The sequence below is a fragment of the Comamonas sp. NyZ500 genome, assembly GCF_016772095.1.
Taxonomy (GTDB): Bacteria; Pseudomonadota; Gammaproteobacteria; order Burkholderiales; family Burkholderiaceae_C; genus Comamonas; species Comamonas thiooxydans.
This window is the reverse complement of record NZ_JAEIJE010000005.1, coordinates 301,981-318,877: the sequence shown is the minus strand read 5'-3', so window position 1 is coordinate 318,877 and position 16,897 is coordinate 301,981. Positions and strand designations below refer to the sequence as shown.

Sequence of the window (16,897 nt, the reverse complement as noted above, 5' to 3'; positions counted from 1 at the left end):
GTAGCGATAGCAGCAGTCAGGGTGGTCTTGCCGTGGTCAACGTGACCGATGGTGCCCACGTTCACGTGGGGCTTGGTACGTTCGAACTTTTCTTTTGCCATGATTTCTCCGAAAGAGCAAAAACCTGTGTGATGTTTAAGGTCTGCACCTCATTGCTGACTCGCCCCGCACAGGAAACAGGACGGCATGGGATCGCAGACCGGCAAAAATCGCGGCAATCCTCAAAGGACTGCCGCGATTGGAAGCCGTAGATTATGACGGATTCGTCAAACCTGCGTCAATTACTTGGCGCGGGCAGCAACAATGGCTTCAGCCACGTTACGAGGAGCTTCAGCGTAGTGCTTGAACTCCATGGTGTAGCTGGCGCGACCTTGAGTCATGGAACGCAGCGAAGTGGCGTAGCCGAACATTTCGGACAGAGGCACTTCAGCCTTGATGGCCTTGCCGCCACCAACCATGTCGTCCATACCCTGAACCATGCCGCGACGCGAGGACAGATCGCCCATCACGGTACCGGCGTAGTCTTCGGGCGTTTCCACCTCCACAGCCATCATGGGTTCCAGGATGACGGGGTTGGCCTTGCGGGCAGCTTCCTTGAAACCGAAGATAGCGGCCATCTTGAACGCCATTTCGTTCGAGTCCACATCGTGGTACGAACCGAAGGTCAGACGAACCTTGACGTCCACCACAGGGTAGCCAGCCAGCACGCCGGAAGTCAGAGCTTCGATCACGCCCTTCTCCACCGCAGGGATGTATTCGCGAGGAACCACACCGCCCTTGATTTCGTCGACGAACTCGAAGCCCTTGCCGGCTTCCTGGGGTTCCAGAGTCAGAACCACGTGACCGTACTGGCCCTTACCGCCGGACTGGCGAACGAACTTGCCGTCCACGTCCTTGACCGTGCTGCGGATGGTTTCGCGGTAGGCAACCTGGGGCTTGCCCACGTTGGCTTCCACGTTGAATTCGCGCTTCATGCGGTCAACGATGATTTCCAGGTGCAGTTCGCCCATACCGGCGATGATGGTCTGTCCGGATTCTTCGTCGGTACGCACGCGGAAGGAAGGATCTTCTGCAGCCAGACGCGACAGAGCGATACCCATCTTTTCCTGGTCGGTCTTGGACTTGGGTTCCACAGCCTGTGCAATCACGGGCTCGGGGAACACCATGCGCTCCAGCACGATAGGCGCAGCGATGTCGCACAGGGTTTCACCGGTGGTCACGTCCTTCAGACCCACGCAGGCAGCGATGTCGCCAGCACGGATTTCTTCCACTTCCACGCGGTCGTTGGCCATCATCTGCACGATACGGCCGATACGCTCCTTCTTGCCCTTGACGGCATTCAGAACGGTCTCACCCTTGGACAGAACGCCAGAGTACACGCGCACGAAAGTCAACTGGCCCACGAAGGGGTCGGTCATCAGCTTGAAGGCCAGAGCCGAGAACTTCTCAGCATCGTCAGCCTTGCGGCTCAGCTTCTTCTCTTCGTCATCGGGGTCGGTACCGGTAACGTCAGGGATGTCCACAGGAGCGGGCAGATAGTCGATCACGGCGTCCAGCATGCGCTGCACACCCTTGTTCTTGAACGCGGTGCCGCACAGCATGGGCTGAATTTCGGTGGCCAGGGTACGGGTACGCACGCCGAGCTTCACTTCTTCTTCAGTCAGAGTACCTTCTTCCAGGTACTTGTTCATCAGCTCTTCCGAAGCTTCGGCAGCGGCTTCCACCAGGTTTTCACGCCACTTGTTGGCGGTCTCCACCAGCTCGGCGGGGATGTCCTGGTATTCGAACTTCATGCCCTGGGAAGCTTCGTCCCAGATGATGGCCTTCATCTTGACCAGATCGACCACGCCCTGGAAGTTTTCTTCAGCGCCGATTGGGATCACCACGGGCACAGGGTTCGCGTTCAGGCGAGTCTTCATGCCTTCATAGACCTTGAAGAAGTTGGCACCGGTACGGTCCATCTTGTTCACGAAGGCCAGACGAGGCACCTTGTACTTGTTGGCCTGACGCCACACGGTTTCGGACTGGGGCTGCACGCCACCCACAGCGCAATACACCATGCAAGCACCGTCCAGCACGCGCATGGAACGTTCCACTTCAATCGTGAAGTCCACGTGACCGGGGGTGTCGATGATGTTGAAACGGTGTTCTGGGTAGGACAGATCCATACCCTTCCAGAAGCAGGTCACTGCAGCGGAAGTGATGGTGATACCACGCTCTTGCTCTTGCTCCATCCAGTCGGTGGTGGCAGCGCCGTCATGCACTTCGCCCAGCTTGTGGGTCACACCGGTATAGAACAGGATACGTTCTGTAGTGGTTGTCTTACCTGCGTCAATGTGAGCGGAAATACCGATGTTGCGATAGCGCTCAATGGGGGTCTTGCGAGCCATGATGGATCCTTGCTTGATCGTATGGGAGTACTGCCGGCCCCGCATTGTGCGCAGGAGGCAGCAGCTCTATATGGGGGCGCTCAGAATCGACACAAGGCCGCAGCAAGTTTTTGCATGCGGCCCTGTATCTCGAGCGAGATTCCGATTAGAAGCGGAAGTGGCTGAAGGCCTTGTTGGCTTCGGCCATACGGTGCACTTCGTCACGACGCTTCATGGCGCCGCCACGGCCTTCCGTAGCTTCCAGCAGCTCGTTGGCCAGGCGTTGAGCCATGGACTTCTCGCCACGCTTGCGGGAGGCTTCCTTGATCCAGCGCATGGCCAGAGCCAGACGACGGACGGGACGCACTTCCACGGGCACCTGGTAGTTGGCACCGCCAACACGGCGGGACTTCACTTCAACCATGGGCTTGACGTTGTTGATGGCAACAACGAAAGCTTCCAGAGGGTCCTTGCCGGGATGCTTCTTCTCGATCAGGTCCAGAGCGCCGTAAATGATGCGCTCAGCAACCGCCTTCTTGCCGCCTTCCATGATCACGTTCATGAATTTGGACAGCTCTACATTGCCGAACTTGGGATCCGGCAGGATTTCACGTTTGGGGACTTCGCGACGACGTGGCATTTTTTACCTCTATCTTTGCTTCAGTTGGCATCTTTTCAGATACCGCGAGAGCTATTCAAAACTCTCACTTACTCGACCCGCACAAAACATTCGTGCTCAGGGCCACTACGTTTGACCGCGCCAGTCAGGCGAATCAAACACCGTTTGTTTTCAAAAAACCAGGGCTGATTACTTAGCCTTAGGCTTCTTGGCACCGTACTTGGAGCGAGCTTGCTTACGGTCCTTGACGCCTTGCAGGTCCAGGGAACCGCGCACGATGTGGTAACGCACACCGGGCAAGTCCTTCACACGACCACCGCGCACCAGCACAACGCTGTGCTCTTGCAGGTTGTGGCCTTCACCGCCGATGTACGAAATCACTTCGAAACCGTTGGTCAGACGAACCTTGGCCACCTTACGCAGAGCCGAGTTAGGCTTCTTGGGAGTGGTGGTGTACACACGAGTGCACACGCCACGGCGTTGGGGGCAGTTTTCCATAGCAGGGCTCTTGGATTTAACAACTTCGACCGTGCGGCCCTGACGCACGAGTTGGTTAATGGTTGGCATTAATTAAACGTCCCTAAACGTGAATTTGCTTCGTGAAAGCAAAAGGTTTATCCGCAGCAACAGATGCCGATGCGGAAACGTGAATCCCTTCGGAAATTCCGAAAAGCCCTCGAATGTACCAGCTTGTGCAAATCAGCACAACTCCCAGCCGACAATAGCCCTGCCGGCAGCAAGATGCTTTGCATGGCACATCAAAGTGCTCTCACCGGCAGGAGCTACCTCCTGCCGGCCCGGGAACTTACTTGATCCAGAGGCGGATGGTGTCCCACAGACGGCCGAAGAAGCCTGCCTGCTCGACGGCCTCAAGCGCTACCAGCGGCACCTCGGCCACCACATCCGCACCCGACTTGACCTTGAGCACCCCCATGGACTGCCCCTTGGCAATGGGTGCAATCAGCGGATCCTGGCGCACCACCTCGGTGGTCAGCTTGCCGCCGGTACCCGAGGGCACGGTCACCACCACGGCGCCGTCGGCCTTGCCGATCTTGACGGCATTGGCCGCGCCCTTCCAGACGGCGGGAGTGGCCACGGGCTGATCGGAATCAAACAGCTTGACGGCGTCGAAAGCGGTGTAACCCCAGTTCAACAGCTTCTGGCTTTCGTTGGCACGCGCCTTTTCGCTGGCCGTTCCCAGCACGATGGACAGCAGGCGGCGCTGACCCACATTGGGCAGGTCACGCTTGGCCGTGGCCACCAGGCAATAGCCGGCGGCATTGGTGTGACCGGTCTTCAGGCCGTCCACGGTGGGATCGCGGAACAGCAAGGCATTGCGGTTGCTGCCGTTGGAGGCGGGCGTGCCGGGGTAGCTGTATTGCTTGGTGGCGTAGTAGTGCATGTACTCGGGGAAGTCATGCATCAATCGCTGGGCCAGGATGGACAGATCACGCGCCGTCGTCAGGTGACCGGGCTCGGTCAGTCCTTCGGGGTTCTTGTAGCTGGTGTTCTTCATGCCCAGGGCCTTGGCCTGGTCATTCATCATCTTGACGAAGTTCTCGGCCGTGCCGCCCACGGCCTCGGCCAATGCCATGGTGGCATCGTTGCCGGACTGGATGATCATGCCGCTGAGCAGGTCATTGACGGGCACCTGCATCTTGGGGTCGATGAACATGCGCGAGCCGGGCATCTTCCAGGCGCGCTCGCTCACGGGCATGCGCTGCTCCAGCGTGATCTTCTTGGAGCGCAAGGCGTCGAACACCACATAGGCCGACATCAGCTTGGTCAGCGATGCCTGCTCGACGGGAGCATCGACGTCCTTGGCGCCCAGCACCTGGCCGGCAGTGACGTCCACCAGCAGATAGTTGCGGGCAGCAATTTCGGGAGGAACAGGGGCCGCCACCTGTGCCATGGCAAACACGGGCGCCACTGCGGCAGCAACGGCCAGAACACGCAGTGTGGAGTAGATGGGCTTCATGAAGAGGACTCTCGCTAAAGCAAAGGTAAGCGCGGTGATTTACCGTCGGAAACGGCCAAAGCCAAGGATATACCTCGGCCTGGCGCTATGAAAATGGAGTTAACCAAGACGGGGCAGCAATTCACGTGCGTCAAGGTGTGGGAAATGGCTCTTACAGGGACTTCAGGTGGCGCACCACCAGGCTCTTGAGCAGCGGCAATTGTCCGTGAAAGAAATGGCCGACCTGCGGAATCACGGTAACAGGCAGTATCTGCGGGCGCGCCCAGTCCATCACGGCGGACAGCTCGACGGTGTCGTCCGCCTCGCCGTGGATCACCAGGGTCTGGTCATGGGCCTCGGCAGGCACGGGAGCCACTTCGAAGCGACTGGCGGCTGTGCCTACCAGCACAGCCTTCTGCACCCGGCCTGTACCCCAGAGTTGGGCCAGCGCATGGCTGGTGACGAAAGCGCCGAAGGAAAAGCCGGCCAGAGCTACAGGGCCTTCGGGAGCCACCTGCTGCACCACGGCCAGCAAATCCTGCAGCTCGGCCTTGCCGGCGTCATATTCGCCGGCACTGGCGCCCACGCCGCGAAAGTTGAAACGCACGACCGTGTAGCCGCACTGAACAAAGGCACGCGCCAGGGTCTGGACCACCTTGTTGTCCATGGTGCCGCCAAACAGCGGATGCGGATGGGCGATGATGGCCACGCCCTTGGGGCTCTGGCCTTCGACCAGTTGCGGCGCATCGCGCAGGGCCTCAATGGCACCGGCGGTGCCGGTGAGCGTCAGTCGTTCGGTCTGGGAATTCACGATTGCTATCCTAGTTGTAGCTTTTTGCGCTTGCTGTAATTGGGCTGACGCTTGAAAACGCTTAAAGTTCCTGAACAAGCAAGCCCAAAGTCGGCCGCCCCAGGCAAGAGCCGCCTTGCCGCAAGCCTGCCGGGACGGCCACAGGACTCAAGGCAGCCAGATCAGCGTCCCACGCTTTCGGGCAGCACCAGGCGCTCGACCACCTTGCCGTTCTTGAGATGGGATTCGACGATTTCATCGATATCGCTGTCGTCGATGAAGGTGTACCAGACGGCTTCGGGGTAGACCACGGCCACGGGACCGCCGGCGCAGCGATCCAGGCAGCCGGCCTTGTTCACACGCACCAGCCCCTTTCCGGCAAGCCCCTCTTCCTTGACTTTGCGCTTGCAGTGGTCAAAGCCCGCCTTGGCGCCATGCAGAGCACAGCAGTCCTCACCGTTGGGACGCTCGTTCAGGCAAAAGAAGATATGACGCTGGTAGTAGCCGCCGGCCTGGTCTTGATTCTGGATGTCGCTCATGGTGGATCATTCTAGGCAGGCTGTTGGCGACGTGAGAGTCGAATCACTACATACGCCAGTGTCACGTAAGGCCAGAGCCAGCCCAGCCATTGGCCCAGACCGTAGAAGCGGATGAAGCGGCCTTGCTCCCAGGCCTGCAGGGTCTGGGCGAAGTACACGTTCGTCGGGGCCTGATTGAGGATGCTCAGATGCAGCACCAGCACCAGCAGCAATAGCACGGCGCACATGCTGCGCGAGGCAGGCAATGCAATCACGGCCAGACCCAGCCCACCCCAGACACCCAGGCGCACCGGCAGATCCACCCACTCCCAGGCATGGGCCGGGCCCCAGCTCAACGCGGCCGACAGCGCTGTCACTCCCACCCCTGCTGCCACCAGAAGCAGTCCGGCCAGCGCGCGGCGGCCCATATGACGCACGGCGCAGTAGGCCAGCAGGCAGGGAATCCACAGCCCCAGCATTACGCATAGCATCTCCGTCACCAGCGACAGCGGCGTCATGGCGAAATCGCCCAGCGGCAGCCAGTCTTCGAACGGCGTGTTCAGCAGCCAGTCCTGCAAGGTGTCGTCGATGCGCTCCAGCACCTGGCCCAGACCAAACGGCACGGCAGCCGGGAACAGCAGCGCAAACGGCCACAGCGCCAGCAGCACCAGCACGCCGGCACCGCCCTCGCCCAGCCACTGGTTGCGAAATGCACTCCAGCGCGAGAGAGCCCCCAGTCTCTCCAGCAGCGCAGCCAGCAGGGCACCGATCAAGGTGCCGCCGGCATTGAGCACCAGATCCAGATTGGACGGCACGCGGCGCGGCAGATAGATCTGCAGAAACTCCATGCACAGCGACAGCAGCGTGCCGGCAAGAAAAGCCAGCGGCACGGCCAGCCTGGGCTGGCCCGAGCGCATCAGGGCCAGCGCCAGGAAAAAGCCCAGCGGCGCATAGCCGACGATATTGGTGTTGACGTCGAACCAGGTCCAGTAAGGCGGCGGAATCCTCGCGAACAGGAACACGCTGGGATCTATGCCCTGGGCGCGCCAGCCGTCGAAGGGGAACAGGCTGGCAAAGACAATGAGCAGCCCATAGACCAGCGCCAGCGGCCAGGCCGAGGTATGGCGCATGGAAATCACCGGCACCGCGGAATCGGACACAGTCGCCTCCTACTCTCAGCGCAAGATTCAGAAGGGCTTGACCACCACCAGAATCACGGCAGCGATCAGCAGCAGCACCGGCACTTCGTTATAGAAACGGAACCAGCGATGGCTTTTATGACAGGTGTTGTCCGCCAGCTTGCGCAGCAGCACGGCACAGCTGTGGTGGTAGCCGATGACCAGCAGCACCACGGCCAGCTTGGCATGCAGCCAGCCACCCGCGAAGCCCCAGCCCAGCCACAGCCACAGGCCCAGACCCAGCGCGGGCACGGCCAGCATGGTGGTGAAGCGCAGCAGCTTGCGCGCCATCAGCAGCAGGCGCTCGCGCTCGGCCACCGAGCCCGGCGTGACCATGGCGATGTTGACAAAGATGCGCGGCAGGTAGAACAGACCAGCAAACCAGCTGGCGACAAAAACGATGTGAAAGGCTTTGACCCATAGCATGGAGCCAGTGTAAAGGCCTGCGCTGCGCCACAGCCGCTGCGCGCCGCGTCTTTACCTCGAAGCTCGGGCCTGGTCGTGCCGGCCGTCATGGAATAGTCACGCAGCTGCAAGCCAAGCCATGACGAATGGGGCACAATTTTCCCCATGCATTTGTCCAGCCCTACTCCTTTTCCCCAGAACCGTCCGCGCCGCCTGCGCCGCGATGCTTTCACCCGCAATCTGGTGCGCGAGAGCGTGCTGACGCCGCACGACTTCATCTACCCCGTGTTCGTGCATGAAGGTCAGAACAAGCGCGAGGCCGTGCCCTCCATGCCCGGCGTGGACCGCCTGAGCCTGGACCTGCTGCTGCCCGTGGCCGAGGAATGCGTGAAGCTGGAGATTCCCTACCTGGCGCTGTTCCCCGCCATCGAATCCAGCCTCAAGACCCCCGACGGCAAGGAAGCCCTGAACCCCGACGGCCTGATCCCGCGCGTGGTGCGCGCGCTGAAAAAGGAATTCCCCCAGCTGGGTGTGATGACCGACGTGGCCCTGGACCCCTACACCAGCCACGGCCAGGACGGCATCCTGGACGAGAGCGGCTACATCATCAACGATGACACCGTCGAAGTGCTGGTCGGCCAGGCCCTGGCCCATGCCGAAGCCGGTGTGGACATGGTGGCCCCCAGCGACATGATGGACGGTCGCATCGGCGCCATCCGCGAGGCCCTGGAGCTGCAAGGCCATATTCACACCCGCATCATGGCCTATAGCGCCAAGTACGCCAGCGCCTTCTACGGCCCCTTCCGCGACGCCGTGGGCACACGCGGCGCCCTGGGCAAGGCCGACAAGAATGTCTACCAGATGGACCCTGCCAACACCGACGAAGCCCTGCGCGAGGTGGCGCAGGACATCGCCGAAGGCGCGGACATGGTCATGGTCAAGCCCGGCATGCCGTATCTGGACGTGGTGCGCCGCGTCAAGGACGAGTTCAAGGTACCGACCTTCGCCTACCAGGTGTCCGGCGAATACGCCATGCTCAAGGCCGCTGCCGCCAACGGCTGGCTCGATCACGACGCCGTGATGATGGAAGCCCTGCTGGCCTTCAAGCGCGCGGGCGCCGACGGCATCCTGACCTACTTTGCCATCGACGCCGCCAAGAAGCTGCGCGGCCTGTAACAAAATTGATAGCTGTCAGCGCAGGTCATGCTTGCGCCTGAGAGCATTTCAGGCATGATCTGACGGCCCGTGCAGCTTGCCCGGGCCGTTTTTACATCTGCTTTTTGCACTGACATCGAGACTGCCTAATCCCATGCGCGTGCTGCATATCTCTCCCCTCTATGCCCAGCCTGTTGACGGACTGCCCACGCAGGCGGCAACCACGGGGTTTTACTGGGTCTCCTGCACACGCTCGGAGCTGGAGGCTCAGCTGCCAGCCATTCAGACCATGTTGGTCAGGCTGGGCGGCTCCGCCCTCGTGGACCTGCATGTCTCCGACCTGTTGAATCCGGCAATCCCTTCCAATTACGACTACACCTCGGTGTACGACGTGCTGGTATTCCGCCGCCTGGCCAACGCCCATCTGCCGCCGCTCAGCGGCAACCACGCCTCGCCCGCGTCAGCCGCGGCCTCACCGCCAGGCCTGCCTGCAGTGATGGCAGGCACCGGCAGTGCGGCATCCAGCGCCCCGCCTCCATCGCACAACCCGGCCCACAGCGGCCAGCGCGAAGCGCCGGTGCTGCAACGCGTGGAAACCCAGCCCGTGGGCTTTGCGCTGTATGACCAGATTCTGCTGTCCGTGCATCCCGACGGCTGCTTTGTACTGGAAAACTTCTGGCAGCGCCTGATTTCCGGCCCCGCCAAGACTGACAGCCGCCAGGCCAGCACCAAGATGCCCGTGGAGCCTGCCGACCTGATGCTGCGCATGGTCAACGGCATGGTGGACGGCTACCTGGATCTGCGCCGCACACTGACGCGCCAGATCGACCACTGGCAGATGGCGCTGCTCAAGCCCAACAAGCGTTTCAGCAACTGGGCCAGCGTGCTTGACGTGCGCCTGGCGCTGCACCAGTTGGATGAGATCTGCGAAGACCAGCGTGCCGCCGTGCAGGACTGGACCGAGGCGCTGGAGGGCTGGCCGCCCGAGCACACACCTGCGCGCCAGCATGAGCGCGAACTGCTGCGCGTGCGCTCGCGCGACGTGCTCGAACATATAGAGCGCGTGACCCACCACATTCACCGCATGGAGCAAAGTGCCGAGACCGCCGTGCAGATGCACTTTTCGGCTCAGAGCAACCGCGCCAACGACATCATGCGCACGTTGACCACGGTGACGGCCATCTTTCTGCCGCTGAACCTGATTGCCGGCATCTTCGGTATGAACTTCGAGTTCATCCCGTTCGTCCACAAAAAGGACGGCTTCATCTGGGCCCTGGTGGCCATGGTGATCATCACCGTGGTGCTGGTGGCCTATTTCTGGCGCCGCCGCTATCTGGAAAGCGAAGAAAAAGAATGACCCCCTGAGGCGCTTCCGCGCCTTCCCCCAAGGGGGACGACATCCTCGCTGCGCGGCGGCGCTTGCTTGATGTCTCTGATGGGGGACCGCCCAGCGGCAACGGGCTTTAGATAAAAACAGCTGCTTGCGCTTATATATAAAGCACAAGCAGCTATTGTTTTTATATCAACCCAGATGCTGGGCGAAGAAGGCCAGAGTGCGCTCACCTGCCAACGCTGCAGCGGCTTCGTTGTAGGAGCCGCGCTGGTCGCAGTTGAAGCCATGGTCGGCCTCATAGACATGGACTTCCACCTTGGGCTGGGCCTTCTTGAAGGCTTCGACGGACTCCAGCGAGATGTAGTGATCCTTGCTGCCGAAATGGGCCAGCACCGGGCACAGCGCCAGACGGCTGGCTTCCAGTTCGCCCGTCATGCCGCCGCCGTAGTAGCAGACTGCAGCCGAGACGCTGGCCAGATTGCAGGCCGAGCGCCAGGTCATGAGGCCGCCCCAGCAAAAGCCCACCACGCCGATCTTGCCGCCAGGCACCAGAGTCGCCGCATGGGCCACGGCCGCTTCCACATCGCGCAGCGCGCCAGGCTCGGGCAAGGCTTCCACTGCGGTCTTGAGCGCAAAGCCGGCCTTCATGTCTTCTTCGCTGTAACCCAGCTCCACATCGGGCTTGACGCGGGCAAACATGGCGGGCGCCACGGCCACATAGCCCTGGGCTGCGTAGCGGTCTGCCACGGAGCGGATATGCGAGTTCACGCCGAAGATCTCCTGCAGCACCACGATGGCACCGCGTGCCTGGCCCTCGGGCATGGCCACATAAGCCGGGGTTTTTGCGCCATCCACGGCTGTCAGTTCAACAAAGCTGCCCATTGCGAAGCTCCTTAACATGGTTCAAAAGGGAAATCCGCGACGCGGCCGCCAGCAATGCTGTAATGGCTGATGCCGCGTCGATGATTCGGCCATTTTTTCACAGGAGTGTTGATGCAAGCTATCTCAGCCCCACAAAAGGCCGACAGTCGCAAGAAGCCCCCCATGCCAGGAGGCGAGCTGTAATGGATATCAAACCGCTGATCACCCTGGTCGCCATCATCAACCCGCTGGCCATCGTCCCGTTCTTCATCCACTACACGGCCGGCTTCGACGCCGAGCAGCGCTGGCAGACGATTCGCACCGCCGCCTTTGCCGCCTTCTGCGTGATTGCGGTCTGCGCCCTGCTGGGACTGCAGATTCTGCAGTTCTTCAATATCTCGCTGCAAAGCTTTCAGGTCGGCGGCGGCCTGCTGCTGCTGATCAGTGCGATGAACATGCTCAACGCCCGCCCCGCCGAAGACCGCCCCAACAATGCCACGCTGGCAGCCGGCGTCGAGAAGGCCGCCGAGGGCAACAGCATTGCCGTCGTACCGCTGACCATTCCGCTGCTGACCGGGCCTGCCGCCATGTCCACCGTGGTGATCTATGCCGATCAGGCGCGCACCATCTGGCAGCATGTGGCACTGGTCGGCTATGGCGTGGTGGTGGCCGCTGCCATCATGGTCTGCTTTTCATTGGCTCACCCGATTGCCCGTGTGCTGGGCAAGACCGGCATCAATGTGATGACCCGGCTCATGGGCCTGATTCTGGCCGCGCTGGCCATCGAGGTGATGGCGGGAGGCCTGATCAAGATCTTCCCCATCCTGGCCTCCCCGGCGATATACCCTTAACCCCAAAAATACTCCCCCTGAGCGGCTACGCCGCTTCCCCCAAGAGGGACGGCAGCTTCGCTGCGCGGCGGCTCTTGCTCGCTGTCTCTCGCCTTATCGCGTGCCAGTTTCAGGCAGTTACTACTTCCATTTTTTCAGCTTCACCACAGGCACCACCACAGCCAGTGATCGGCTCCGCAGGCAAAGCCTCGGGCACCAGCACCGCGCCGGTCACCGGGTCAAAGCCCGCGCGGCGCATGTGCAGGGCCAGGGCGGCATCCATGTTCTGCGCATGGTGGCTGAACCACGGACCCAGCTCGGCCGCCATATGGCGGATCGTGGCCAGATCGCCCTGCCCGCCCTTGACCGCCCCCTCGCGCAGCACGGCCAGCACCACCTTGTGCTGCTGGCTGTGGCAGTTGCCCGTGGCAAAGCCCGTGGTCTGCATCCAGCGGTCTTCCTGATCGAAGTGCTGCTGGGTATGGGCAATCAGCTCGTCCCAGAGCGCGCACAGCTGCTCGTCGCCCGCAGCTTCCACCTGGGCCAGCAGGGTGACGAACTCTTCATGCATCGCGTCCATGACGGGAAAATCCAGGATGAGAGCGGCATTCCATTCGAGGCTGGCCATGGCAGTTCCTTGTGCGAGGTTGAGGAACTGGCAGCTTAAGAACAAGGCCCGGCCCGGCCATTGACCCACATCAGCAAAGCAGCTGCGCGCGAGTAAGCAGGACTTGCCCGGAATCAACAAAGCCCTGCATGGCAGGGCTTTGGGAGCGGAAATGCCTGGGACTGGTCGGGCCCTAGCGCCCGTAACCCTGCAACCAGCGGCTGAGCTGGGCAGCCGCCTCGTCCACGGCGCGTGCCATGGCCTGGGCACCGCCGGCTGCGTCGGCCGAGGCCGCCGGAACTTCGACCGTGAACACCTTCTGGCCCAGCAATTGGTTGCCGGCACTCTCGCCGGCACCGATCAGGCTGGCGCTCAGGCGCAGCAACGCACGGCTGTTGCTGGCGTTGTCGAAGACCTGGCTGAACTCGTCCACCGTCACGCGCAGCTGCGCAATCGAGCGCTTGTCGGCCTGCAGGGGGCGGACATTATCCTTGCCCGAAAGCACGGGGCGCTCCAGCCCCAGGCGCATGCGCAGGCGCTGCTCCACCATCTGAGCGGGAGGCAGGCTCCAGCGCGCGTTCTGGTAGGCACGCAGTTGCTGGCTGTCGCTGTAGTTCAGACGGTAGAACATGGCCGTCAGGCCCTCGGGCAACCCCGGCGCCTGGACTTCGGCCAGCACCAGCGGTACCGGCGCCACGGAGGGTGCGGCCGCATTCGCGGCCGGCACTGCCAGGTCGGCCATGCCCAGGTCATATCGCACCGGTTGCGTGGGTGCTGTGGGCAGGCCCGAGCAGGCGGCGAGCGCCAGTACCAGGGAAGAAGCGCCCAGCAATCGCCATGCTCCGCGGCCGGTGAGTGAAATCTTTGTGTCTGCCATATTGATTCCTTTGGGACTTAGGCCAGTCAGAATGAGTAGCAGGCATTTCCATCGAAAAGCTGCCTGCCCGATCCGAATTGGCGCAAGTCGTGTCCTTGTTGCTTCTTCACTTGGCCGGAGCCACGAAACCGGGCTCGCCGGGGCCTGGCAAGCCCATTCCCTGGCCGTAGATGACGGATTGCGGGTTGTCATTGAAGCGGCCCGCGGCCGCGCCCATGCTGCGCGCGGCGCGCGAGACATCGTCGGCCGCGCCGTTCATGCGCGGCAAGGTGCTGCGCCCCAGCGACTCGGCCGCCTGCGACAGGGCCTGCGTGCCCTCGGCAATCTGCTGCAGCGGGCCATCGGGGGCATTGACCTTGCGCACGGTCTGCTGCAGATCGGTCGCCACGCCCGTGGCGGCATTGCCGGCCTTGGTAAGGGACTGCAGGGTCTGGTGCGCATCTGCCGTGATCTGTGGAAAGTCCTTGGCCGTCTTGTTCATGGTCTCGGCCAGATCCTTGATCCCGCCGGATGCGGCAGCGATATTGTCGAGCGCCACGCTCACCCGCTTCTGGTTGTCCTCACCCAGCATGGAATTGAGGCGGCGTGAAATTTCGTCAACCCGCTCCAGCAGCACCGGCCCCTGGTCGGCCAGCATGTTCAGCGGCGATGACTTCATGGGCAGGCGCGGCAGGCCGCTGGGCCCGGGCTTTAGCGGTTGCGAAGACTTGCTGTCATCGTCGAGCTGGATATGGGCCAGCCCCGTCACTCCCTGATAGCCGAGCTGGGCGTAGGTGGCCGGCGTGACCGGCGTGTCTTCGCCCACGGCAATGCGAATCAGCACATTGCCGGAAATCTGCGGATCAAAACCGATGCGCACCACCTTGCCCACGGGCACACCCTTGTAACGCACCGTGGCCTGGGGCTGCAGGCCGCTGACTCCGTCCTTGGTGGACATTTCATAGAGCTGGTATTCGCGGTTGTCGCGCGTCAGCCAGACGGCCAGCCCTGCCAGCAGGGTCGCCACCACCAGCACGAAGATGCCGGCAGCCATGGCATGGGACTTGTTTTCCATCAGCTTTCCTCTGCGGCCACGCCGCCTTGCACCGGGGCCATGGCACGGCGGCCACGCTCTCCCTGGAAGAAATGTTCAATAAACGGGTGCTTGATCCGGGCCACGTCGCGCGGAGCTCCGGTGAACAGCACTTTTTTCTCGGCCAGCACGGCCACTCGTGTGGACAGCGCGAACAGCGTATCCAGATCGTGGGTGACCATGATCACGGTCAGGCCCAGCTCTGCATGAATATCGCGCAGCAGCTCGCAGAACTCGTCCGAGCCCTTGGGGTCCAGCCCCGCTGTGGGTTCGTCGAGCAGCAGCAGCGGCGGATCCATCATCAGCGCGCGCGCCAGCGCCACACGCTTGATCATGCCGCCCGACAGGTCCGCAGGCATGCGCGAGGCATGCTCGGGCTTGAGGCCCACCATCTGCAGCTTGACCATGGCCGCATCGCGCACCACGGCATCGGGCAAGGTGCCCTGCTCACGCAGCGCAAACGCGATGTTGTCGAGCACGTTGAAGGCCGAATACAGCGCACCCTGCTGGAACAGCATGCCCACCTGACTCGCCGCCAGCTCGCCGCTGATGACTTCGCGCGAGGGCCGGCCATCCACGGTCACCGTGCCGCGCGATGGCGAGAGCAGCCCCAGTATCTGGCGCAGCAGCACCGTCTTGCCCGTGCCGGAGCCGCCCACCAGGGCCAGAATCTCGCCCGGGTAGACATCGAAGTTCAAGTCCTGGTGCACGGCAAAGCGCGACTCGCCCTCGCCGAACTCGGTCCACAGGTCCACTGCCTGCACCAGGGGCTTCACATCCTGCGGCGGCGCGTAATCGCCCACGGCACCCTCGATACGGCGGTTGTGCATCACCTCTGTCATTGGCGTGCCCCCCGCTGCACGAGGCTGGCGCGACCCAAGCCAGAAACGCCGAGCACGGGCCGCCCCGCAGCGAAGGTGTCGTCCCCTTGGGGGGAAGCGGCGAAGCCGCACAGGGGGTAGTTCATCCTAAAAGCCCACGTTTCTGAAGAGGATGGCAAAGATGGCATCCACGATGATGACCATGGTGATGGATGACACCACCGCCGCCGTGGTGCCGCGACCCAGGCTCTGGGTATTGGGCTCTACCTTCAGGCCCCAATGGCAGCCGATCAAGGCAATCAGCACGCCAAACACCACGGACTTGCCCATGGCCAGCACCAGATTGCCGACCTTCACGGCCGCAGGCAGGCTTTGCACGAAATAGGAGGGCGTGATGTCCATGGTCAGGTCCGCCGCGACCATGCCGCCAGCCAGTGCCGCAAGAATGGTCCACAACGCCACCAGCGGCATGGACACGGCCAGCGCCAGCGCACGCGGCAGCACCAGCCGGTAGCCCTGGGAAATGCCCATGACCTGCATGGCGTCGAGCTCCTCGGTCACGCGCATCACGCCGATCTGCGCCGTGATGGCCGAGCCGCTGCGACCCGCCACCAGAATCGCCGCCAGCAGCGGCCCGAGCTCGCGGATCAGCGAAATGCCAAGAATGTTGACAATAAAGGATTCGGCCCCGAACTGGCGCAACTGCAGCGCCATCAGATAGGCCAGCACCACGCCGATCAGAAAGCCGACCAGCGCCGTGATCGGCAAGGCTGTCGCTCCCGTTGCATAGAGATGGCCCGAAATATCGCGCCAGGGGCCGCGAAGCGGGTTGCGCAGCAGGCGCAGGCAGTCCAGCAGCAACTGGCCGACCAGCTGGATCAAGTTGGAAAAGTGCCCGCAGGCATCGATCACCATCTGACCCAGCCGATTGACCTCGCACATCCATCCCGAGGGCTCGGGCTTGGACTCGGGCACTTCGCTGAACCTGGCCACACGCTCCAGCATGGAGCGCTGGGTCTTGGTCGTCAGCAGCTGGGCCGGCCAGGCCTTGCCCCATTGCTCCCACAGCAACTGGGCACCGATATGGTCGAACCAGACCATTTGCTGCAAATCCCAGGCCGCGCCCTTGGGCACGGCCCTGATCTGCGGCGCCAGCCGACGCCAGATATGGCGGTCGCCCAGCTCGGCGGCACTCCAGCGGCCCGCAGGCACGGCCCATTGCTGACCTTCGCGGGACTGCAGCGGGCATTGAGGTAGTTGGTCTGAGCTGGGCAAAGAAAAGCTTCCTAGGACATGGGGGAGACGGGCTGACCGCAGGGGCCAGCATAACGCGCCAAGCGAGGAGCATGCCAAACGCAGCACGTAGGCCGCTGCCGCATGCCACGCAATGATAGCGTTGCAATTTTTATCAAAAATCCGCGAAAGTCAAAACCAGCACTGCGCCGACAGCTTCCAAAACAGGAGTATGCGAGCGCTTTCCCTATCGACACCCGCAAGCTCATCAC

Annotated in this window: 18 protein-coding genes; 3 read left to right on the top strand and 15 right to left on the bottom strand. The window is 62.3% G+C overall.

The annotated features are described in order from the left end of the window. From JAO85_RS11105 to JAO85_RS11065, 9 genes are all read right to left on the bottom strand, one after another. The coding region (locus JAO85_RS11105) for a GTP-binding protein (RefSeq protein WP_035881087.1) at positions 1-101 on the bottom strand (101 nt) is incomplete at its 3' end. A 180-nt stretch (positions 102-281) separates the two neighbouring features. After that, the gene (gene fusA / locus JAO85_RS11100; RefSeq protein WP_003064006.1) at positions 282-2,390 is read right to left on the bottom strand and encodes an elongation factor G; all 2,109 of its coding nucleotides are present in this window, start codon (positions 2,388-2,390) and stop codon (positions 282-284) included. Between the two features lie 145 nt (positions 2,391-2,535). After that, on the bottom strand, positions 2,536-3,009 hold the full coding sequence (gene rpsG, locus JAO85_RS11095) for a 30S ribosomal protein S7 (RefSeq protein WP_003059438.1): 474 nt from the start codon (positions 3,007-3,009) through the stop codon (positions 2,536-2,538). A 168-nt stretch (positions 3,010-3,177) separates the two neighbouring features. After that, the gene (gene rpsL, locus JAO85_RS11090) at positions 3,178-3,555 is read right to left on the bottom strand and encodes a 30S ribosomal protein S12 (RefSeq protein ID WP_003059441.1); all 378 of its coding nucleotides are present in this window, start codon (positions 3,553-3,555) and stop codon (positions 3,178-3,180) included. Between the two features lie 238 nt (positions 3,556-3,793). Next, on the bottom strand, positions 3,794-4,966 hold the full coding sequence (locus JAO85_RS11085; RefSeq protein WP_003064007.1) for a D-alanyl-D-alanine carboxypeptidase family protein: 1,173 nt from the start codon (positions 4,964-4,966) through the stop codon (positions 3,794-3,796). A 151-nt stretch (positions 4,967-5,117) separates the two neighbouring features. Next, positions 5,118-5,756: an alpha/beta hydrolase gene (locus tag JAO85_RS11080; RefSeq protein WP_003064008.1), complete on the bottom strand. Its 639-nt coding sequence runs from the start codon at positions 5,754-5,756 to the stop codon at positions 5,118-5,120. 161 nt (positions 5,757-5,917) lie between these two features. Further along, positions 5,918-6,274, bottom strand: a complete 357-nt coding sequence (locus JAO85_RS11075) for a ferredoxin (protein WP_003074660.1) — start codon at positions 6,272-6,274, stop codon at positions 5,918-5,920. 11 nt (positions 6,275-6,285) lie between these two features. Next, the gene (locus JAO85_RS11070) at positions 6,286-7,383 is read right to left on the bottom strand and encodes a VanZ family protein (RefSeq protein WP_034357922.1); all 1,098 of its coding nucleotides are present in this window, start codon (positions 7,381-7,383) and stop codon (positions 6,286-6,288) included. A gap of 57 nt (positions 7,384-7,440) precedes the next feature. Beyond that, complete coding sequence (locus tag JAO85_RS11065) at positions 7,441-7,857, bottom strand: CopD family protein (RefSeq protein ID WP_003064013.1); 417 nt, start codon at positions 7,855-7,857, stop codon at positions 7,441-7,443. A gap of 144 nt (positions 7,858-8,001) precedes the next feature. Between JAO85_RS11065 and hemB the strand changes: the two genes are divergently transcribed. Next, complete coding sequence (gene hemB / locus JAO85_RS11060) at positions 8,002-9,012, top strand: porphobilinogen synthase (protein ID WP_003059450.1); 1,011 nt, start codon at positions 8,002-8,004, stop codon at positions 9,010-9,012. 133 nt (positions 9,013-9,145) lie between these two features. Next, positions 9,146-10,348, top strand: coding sequence for a magnesium transporter CorA family protein (locus tag JAO85_RS11055; protein ID WP_012836762.1), 1,203 nt, complete (start codon positions 9,146-9,148; stop codon positions 10,346-10,348). Between the two features lie 165 nt (positions 10,349-10,513). On the opposite strand, the gene JAO85_RS11050 is transcribed toward JAO85_RS11055, so the two are convergent. Then, positions 10,514-11,206 carry a dienelactone hydrolase family protein gene (locus tag JAO85_RS11050; RefSeq protein WP_045839215.1) on the bottom strand — a complete coding sequence of 231 codons (693 nt, stop codon included), beginning with the start codon at positions 11,204-11,206 and terminating at the stop codon, positions 10,514-10,516. A gap of 182 nt (positions 11,207-11,388) precedes the next feature. Between JAO85_RS11050 and JAO85_RS11045 the strand changes: the two genes are divergently transcribed. Continuing rightward, complete coding sequence (locus JAO85_RS11045; protein WP_003059455.1) at positions 11,389-12,036, top strand: MarC family protein; 648 nt, start codon at positions 11,389-11,391, stop codon at positions 12,034-12,036. A 109-nt stretch (positions 12,037-12,145) separates the two neighbouring features. Here JAO85_RS11045 and JAO85_RS11040 read toward each other — a convergent pair whose 3' ends face one another. The 5 genes from JAO85_RS11040 to JAO85_RS11020 all read right to left on the bottom strand — a co-directional run bounded on the left by JAO85_RS11040 (position 12,146) and on the right by JAO85_RS11020 (position 16,667). After that, entirely contained in the window at positions 12,146-12,643 is a 498-nt protein-coding gene (locus tag JAO85_RS11040) for a hemerythrin domain-containing protein (protein WP_202788086.1), read from the bottom strand. Between the two features lie 172 nt (positions 12,644-12,815). Next, a complete protein-coding gene (locus JAO85_RS11035) occupies positions 12,816-13,499 on the bottom strand; it encodes an ABC-type transport auxiliary lipoprotein family protein (RefSeq protein ID WP_003070420.1) in 684 nt (227 codons plus the stop codon). A gap of 106 nt (positions 13,500-13,605) precedes the next feature. Then, positions 13,606-14,553, bottom strand: coding sequence for an MlaD family protein (locus tag JAO85_RS11030; RefSeq protein WP_012836759.1), 948 nt, complete (start codon positions 14,551-14,553; stop codon positions 13,606-13,608). Beyond that, positions 14,553-15,413, bottom strand: coding sequence for an ABC transporter ATP-binding protein (locus tag JAO85_RS11025; protein ID WP_003070417.1), 861 nt, complete (start codon positions 15,411-15,413; stop codon positions 14,553-14,555). Before JAO85_RS11025 ends, JAO85_RS11030 begins: the two co-directional genes overlap by 1 nt. Before the next feature lie 126 nt (positions 15,414-15,539). Further along, positions 15,540-16,667, bottom strand: coding sequence for an ABC transporter permease (locus JAO85_RS11020; protein WP_003070415.1), 1,128 nt, complete (start codon positions 16,665-16,667; stop codon positions 15,540-15,542). Between the last annotated feature and the right edge of the window lie 230 nt (positions 16,668-16,897).